The sequence below is a fragment of the Pseudomarimonas arenosa genome, from assembly GCF_014841215.1.
GTDB lineage: Bacteria > Pseudomonadota > Gammaproteobacteria > Xanthomonadales > Xanthomonadaceae > Pseudomarimonas > Pseudomarimonas arenosa.
The window spans coordinates 44,532-50,532 of record NZ_JACYTR010000031.1 but is presented as its reverse complement, the minus strand read 5'-3'; the positions used below and the strand labels follow the sequence as shown (position 1 = coordinate 50,532).

Annotated in this window: 5 protein-coding genes and 1 pseudogene; 4 read left to right on the top strand and 2 right to left on the bottom strand. The window is 62.1% G+C overall.

Annotation, left to right across the window (positions count from 1 at the left end; genetic code table 11):
* Positions 1-145 (top strand): annotated as a pseudogene (locus tag IFO71_RS13825) (ISL3 family transposase); the annotation flags it as partial.
* A 220-nt stretch (positions 146-365) separates the two neighbouring features.
* On the opposite strand, the gene IFO71_RS13820 reads toward IFO71_RS13825, so the two are convergent.
* Positions 366-1,379: a LacI family DNA-binding transcriptional regulator gene (locus IFO71_RS13820; RefSeq protein ID WP_192030228.1), complete on the bottom strand. Its 1,014-nt coding sequence runs from the start codon at positions 1,377-1,379 to the stop codon at positions 366-368.
* Positions 1,380-1,526: 147 nt separating this feature from the next.
* Between IFO71_RS13820 and IFO71_RS13815 the strand changes: the two genes are divergently transcribed.
* The 3 genes from IFO71_RS13815 to IFO71_RS13805 all read left to right on the top strand — a co-directional run bounded on the left by IFO71_RS13815 (position 1,527) and on the right by IFO71_RS13805 (position 4,585).
* The gene (locus tag IFO71_RS13815) at positions 1,527-2,825 is read left to right on the top strand and encodes a sugar MFS transporter (protein ID WP_225444639.1); all 1,299 of its coding nucleotides are present in this window, start codon (positions 1,527-1,529) and stop codon (positions 2,823-2,825) included.
* A gap of 10 nt (positions 2,826-2,835) precedes the next feature.
* Positions 2,836-4,164 (top strand): glycoside hydrolase family 2 TIM barrel-domain containing protein, encoded by a 1,329-nt coding sequence (locus tag IFO71_RS13810; RefSeq protein WP_192030227.1) that lies wholly within the window; start codon positions 2,836-2,838, stop codon positions 4,162-4,164.
* 106 nt (positions 4,165-4,270) lie between these two features.
* A complete protein-coding gene (locus tag IFO71_RS13805) occupies positions 4,271-4,585 on the top strand; it encodes a hypothetical protein (protein ID WP_192030226.1) in 315 nt (104 codons plus the stop codon).
* Between the two features lie 257 nt (positions 4,586-4,842).
* Here the strand turns inward: IFO71_RS13805 and glk are convergent, their stop codons facing one another.
* Entirely contained in the window at positions 4,843-5,865 is a 1,023-nt protein-coding gene (gene glk, locus IFO71_RS13800) for a glucokinase (protein ID WP_192030225.1), read from the bottom strand.
* Positions 5,866-6,001: the final 136 nt, after the last annotated feature.

Genomic DNA, 6,001 nt, shown 5'->3' with positions numbered 1-6,001 from the left:
CGGCTTTCTCGAAGCCCTCAACGGACTCTTCCAAGCTGCCAAACGCCGGGCTCGCGGATTCTCTCGTTTCGACACGATCCGCACCGTCATCTTCTTGATCGCGGGCAAGCTCAACTTCCGAGCTGTTAACCCGCATGCTACCTAACTTACCCACTCAGAATTCAACAGAGCCTGAAATATCCGGGTTAGGCCTGTGCCGCCTCTTCCTTGAAGGCATCAACTGGGACGCGGTTGCAGAACACGTTCTTGTCATCGCAGCGAGTTCTTGGCAATTGATCAGCATCTGTACCCTCAAGCATGAGGGGGATGATCCGGCACGACCCTTCAGGCAAAGGCCGGCGACCGCGGGCCACGTGTGTCGAAGGTTAACCCGGAACCGGACCGCTCGATTGCCTGAGCCGCAGGGTGTGCGGCACACGCAACGAAGCGGGCGGCTCGCTATGGCGGAGCGAGGAGAGCAGGGCGATCGTTGCCAGGCGCCCCATTTCATCGGTGGGCTGATGAATCGTGGTCATCGATGGAAACACCTGTTCAGACATTGGGGTGTCGTCAAAGCCGCATACCGACAGGTCTTGAGGGATGCGCAGACCGCGCTGCAGAGCGACTTGAATGACACCCGCCGCCATGTCGTCGTTGGCGGCAAAGATTGCCGTTGGCGGCGTCGGCAGGTCCAGCAGTGTTCGCGCGGCTGCCACTCCCGACTCGAAGGAGAACTCGCCTGGTACGGCGAGTTCAGGGTCGACGGCGATACCGGCTTCTTCCAGGCCCCGTCGATAGCCTTGCAGGCGCCAGTCGCTGGCACCGTGGGCAGGGTGGCCGATGATGTGGGCAATCCGCCGGTGACCCAGCTGTACCAGATGGCGCACCATTTCCTGTGCCGCCAGTGGCTCGTCCATCGCCACGCAGATGCAGTCCTGCTGATTGCGCGGCGATATGCTGGCATAAGGGATGTCGAGCTGTTTCAAGCGCTCAAGCAAGGCCGGACTGTCGGTCAGCGGAGGGGTCAGGATGACGCCGTCTGGCTGCGACCGGGCGACCAGTGACTCGACGCCGCGCAGCAGGCGGTCATCCTCCAATTCTGCTGGGCACAGCAGCATGTTGTATTGCTGAGTTTCGCAGCCTGCCAACACGCCGGAGATAACCCCCATCATGTAGTTGGCCGAAGGGTTGTTGTATAGCAGGGCGATCAGGTAGGTGCGATTGCCGGCCAGGCTGCGGGCGAACATGTGTGGCGAATAGTTCAAGGCCTCGACCGCCTGCATCACGCGGTCGCGCGTCTGCTCGCGCACATTCGGCTCGCAATTCAGCACGCGAGAGACGGTCTTCATCGATACCCCAGCCGCCTCGGCGACGTCCTCAATCCGTACCCGCGGTGCCATGGCGCTCCCGTGCAAAGGCGGTGGTGTCCCTGGGGGCAAATTATTTCACAAACTCAGACTCGTGTGACAACGCTGTCATTTGACTCTGGCTTGGCGCAGAATGGAGCGCCAGTCAGGCTTGAACACCGCAACAGAGGGAGGCAGTGCATGGCGCAGTTCTCGGCAGCCGCACCCACGGGCATGGCCCAGGGGGCGGATCAAAGCAATGTCCGATCGCTGGTGATCGTGACCATTCTGTTCTTCATGTGGGGGATGCTCACCTCGCTGAATGACATTCTGATTCCACATCTAAAGAGCGTCTACACACTGAGTTACGTGCAGGCGATGCTGGTGCAGTTCTGCTTTTTTGGCGCCTATTTCGTCGTGTCGGTGCCGGCCGGTGGCCTGGTCAAACGGATCGGCTACCAGAGCGGCGCGGTTACCGGCCTGCTGATCGCCGCCAGCGGCTGTGGCATGTTCTACTTCGCCGCGACCAGTGGCTATGCGGTGTTCCTGCTGGCCTTCTTCGTGCTGGCTGCGGGCATCACCATCCTGCAGGTCGCCGCCAATCCGTTCGTTACCTTGCTGGGCAATCCAAGCACGGCATCGAGTCGACTGACACTGACGCAGGCCTTCAATTCCCTGGGAACCACGGTGGGGCCGCTGTTTGGCGGGCTGCTGATTCTAGGCGGCACCGCTGTTGTTACCCATGAACAACTCCAGCTGATGACTGAAGCCGAGCGCCTGACGCACCGTGCAGCTGAAGCCGCCGCCGTGCAGGGCCCTTATTTGCTGCTGGCCGGTACGCTGCTGATTCTGGCGCTGTTGTTTGCATTCGCCCGCCTGCCGAAAGTCGAACATGCCGCCGAATCGGCGCTGACCGCACCCACCGGCTCGATCTTCGCCCATCGAAACCTGCTGTTGGGTGCGATAGCGATCTTCCTCTATGTCGGCGGCGAAGTGTCGATCGGCAGCTTCCTGGTCAATTTCATTGAAGAGCCGCACATCGGTGCGATGCCGGCGGCGCAGGCGGCCACCTATGTCAGCTACTACTGGGGCTTGGCGATGGTCGGCCGCTTCATCGGCTTTGCGGTGATGCGCTATGCCTCGCCGGGTAAGATTCTGGCCTTCAATGCCAGTGGTGCCATCGCCCTGATCCTGCTCACCGTGCTCTCCGAAGGCAAGGTGGCGATGTGGGCGATCCTGTTTGTTGGCCTGTTCAACTCGATCATGTTTCCAACCATCTTCTCGATGGCCGTGCATGGCCTGGGCGTGCGCACCGGGCAGGGGTCGGGCGTGTTGTGCATGGCGATCGTCGGCGGCGCGATCGTGCCGTTTGCACAGGGCGCACTGGCGGACCGGTTCGGCGTGCAGATGTCGTTCTATCTGCCGATCGTCTGCTATGCCTTCATTCTCTATTTTGGCTACACCTACCGCCGTCTGTTCCTGAAAGACCCGGCGACCTGAGCATCCGGTGATGAGCAAGGTCTACCCAGGCTGGTGGTCGGCCGCTGCGGCGATGTTGGCAAGCTTGTGCGGCGCGCTCGCGGCGCAGGCCGGCGCTCGTCAGCAAGACACTGCGGGCCCGTCGAAGGTCGAGATTCGGCAAGTTGACGGGCGTTCTCGCCTTTGGGTCAACGGCGTGCCATTCCATGTTCAAGGCGCCGGGCTTGAGCACGGTGACGTCGGGGCGCTGGCCGCCCGGGGTGGAAACGCGTTTCGCACCTGGCGAGTCGACAACGGTCGCGAGCGCGGCGAGGCAGTTCTCGATCGCGCGCAACGAAACGGCCTGTTCGTGGCGATGGGAATCGACGTTGCACGTGAACGCCACGGATTCGACTACGATGACGCGAAGGCGGTGGCTCGGCAGAAGGCGCGGGTTCGACGCGAGGTTGAGCGACTGAAGCATCACCCGGCGCTGCTGCTGTGGCTGGTTGGCAACGAGCTCAACCTCGAAGCCACCAACCCGCGAGTATGGAACGCGGTCGACGAGATCGCTCAGATGATCCACGAGCTTGATCCGCATCATCCGGTGCTCACGCCATTGGCCGGTTTTGACGCAACGCTGATAGAGCAGCTGAAAACGCGGGCGCCGCATCTCGATGCGATCGCGGTGCAGTTGTATGGCGATATCGAAGCGATGCCGGATTCGCTGCGTCAGGCAGGCTGGACTGGGCCGTATCTCATCACCGAGTGGGGCACTACGGGGCATTGGGAAGTGCCGAAGACCGCGTGGGGCGCGCCGATTGAGCCCGATAGCTCGGTCAAGGCGGCCCTGCTGCGATCACGCTACATCCGCAATATTCTGGCCGATAGCCGAAATGGCTTGGGCTCGTTCGTATTCCTGTGGGGGCAGAAGCAGGAACGAACGCCGAGTTGGTACGGCCTCTTCACGCCGGATGGCGAGGCCACCGAGGCCGTGGACGTGATGCAGATGCTGTGGACCGGGGCGCCGGCCAGCAATCTCAGCCCAACGATTGCCGACCTGCGGGTCAACGGCGGAACGGCTGGCAACAGCGTTCGCCTGCGGTCGAGTGAGACCTATCCGGTCAGCGTGCGGGCGGTCGATCCGGAACGCGGCGACCTGACCTTCAAGTGGGAGTTGCGGCACGAAAGTCAGGCACGCTCGACCGGCGGCGATCGGGAAACTCAGCCTGCGCCGGTGCGCGGCGCAGTACGTGCCACAACGCCGGGTTCCGCCTCCTTGCGCGCACCGAAGCGTGGAGGGCCGTATCGGCTGTTCGTTTGGGTGGTCGACGGAAACCGGAACGCCGCTCACGCCAACATTCCGTTGTGGGTTGAATAGGTAGGGAGGGCTTTCTTGAGCAGAACCCTTCGGCGCCTTGCTGGCGCCGGTTTGGCTGTTTACCCAATTCTCCGATGTGCTGTGGATCGGTCTGTTGCTTTGCCTGTTGCTGCTGCTCGCCTATCGCGGCGGATGGAGCACGATGTTCAGGGGTACCTCGGCGGTGGTGAAGGCGGGTGTCCTGACGGTCGTGACTGCCGCGCTGCTCAGCCAGGTGTTCAACCTGTCGCAGTGGGCATCGCCGGTTCGGTGTGCCGGCAGCATTGCGGGCGATGGCGTGATCACCATGGCGTTCACCCTGTTCGCGCTGGGCGCGACCTTCCTGCTGATCTTGATCATTGGGGTGATCGTCTTGATCGTGCTGGCAATCATGCTGAAGCGCCAGCTGCTCGGTGAGCGAGCCTCGTCGGCAGGCGACTGAGATGACCGAATCCGGCGTGTGACGCCGCATTTTTGCGCGCTAGTGTCCTGTCGCAGAAATACGTTTCGCAAGGCGCGCGATCTTTTGCAAGATTGAGTCGGCGGTGGCGATCCACTGGAAAGGGGTTGCGTCAGCGTTGTATCGGGTTACGAAGAGCTCAATCTCACCATCCGCGCGCAATCGGCCCATCAGCGTTTCCCGCAACCAAGCCCGGAAAAGTATACGTCATTTATGAATGTAATTTATGCGACATTACACTAGGCGCTGGCAGCTGTCGTGTGCATCGCTACCGATTCGTCACGAATCGCCCAGCCTGCGGCGCCCAACAAGCCTGCTTGAGGATGCAGCACGGCAAGGGTCGGAACTCTGGCGAGTGATTCAGAAAAACGGCCCTTGGCCTCGAATGCAGTGCGAAAGTCTGGTTCGCACAGCTCTTCAAGCAGCTTTGGAACTAAGCCGCCCGTTAAGTACACGCCATCCCAGGCGCCGAGCGTCAGCACCAGATCGCCGGCAAACGCGCCGAACACTGAGCAGAACACCTGCACGGCGCGCGAAGCGAGGGCGTTGCCATCCCGTGACGCGAGGCGAATCTGTCGCGGCTCCTCAAGGCTGCCAGTTGGGCGGCCATGAAGCTGCGACAAGGCTTGGTAGATGTTCACGAGGCCGCTGCCGCTCAACAGTCGCTCATAGGACACTCGCCCAAAGCGCTCGGCGAGCAGGTCGCGAATGGCCACTTCTTCGGCGTTGGACGGGGCAAAGGCCGCATGCCCACCCTCTGTTACCAGCGGAAGGCTGACCCCGTGGCGACGCAGCAGCGCGCTCACGCCCAGTCCCGTGCCGGGCCCAAGCACGGCAAACGTGGCGTTGGGCTCACGCGTTGCCACGCCCGGCGGTTGACCCACCTGGGCAAGGTCCGAGGCTTGCATCCATTCCACGGCAAGGGCTTGGGCGCTGAAATCATTGATCAGCTGCACCGAGCGCAGGCTCAGGTCAGAGGCGAACGCGCGCCCATCGATGCGCCAGCGGTGATTGGTCATCTGCGCGATGTCGCCCTCGACGCGCCCGGCCACCGCAAGGACGGCCGTGCCAGGGCGCTCAGAAATGCCCAGTCCCGTTTCGGCGAAGTAAAACTCGGCGGCCTGCGACAGCGATTCGAAGTTGCCGATGGTGAGCTGACGAACGCTGTCGGCCAACAGCGGCGGCCTCGCGCCAGCCTGGGTCAACCCGAAGCGGACGTAGGTTCCGCCAATGTCTGCAACCAGGGCGAGAGGTGAGCGCATTCGAATGCACCTTCGATCGGGCCAAGTGGGAGCAGAGTAGGCCTGACAATTGACAACGCTGTCAATATGGGTGCAATAATCCACTCCGGCCGGTGCAACTGCACCGACCAGGTACGAATCCAACACGCTTGGGAGA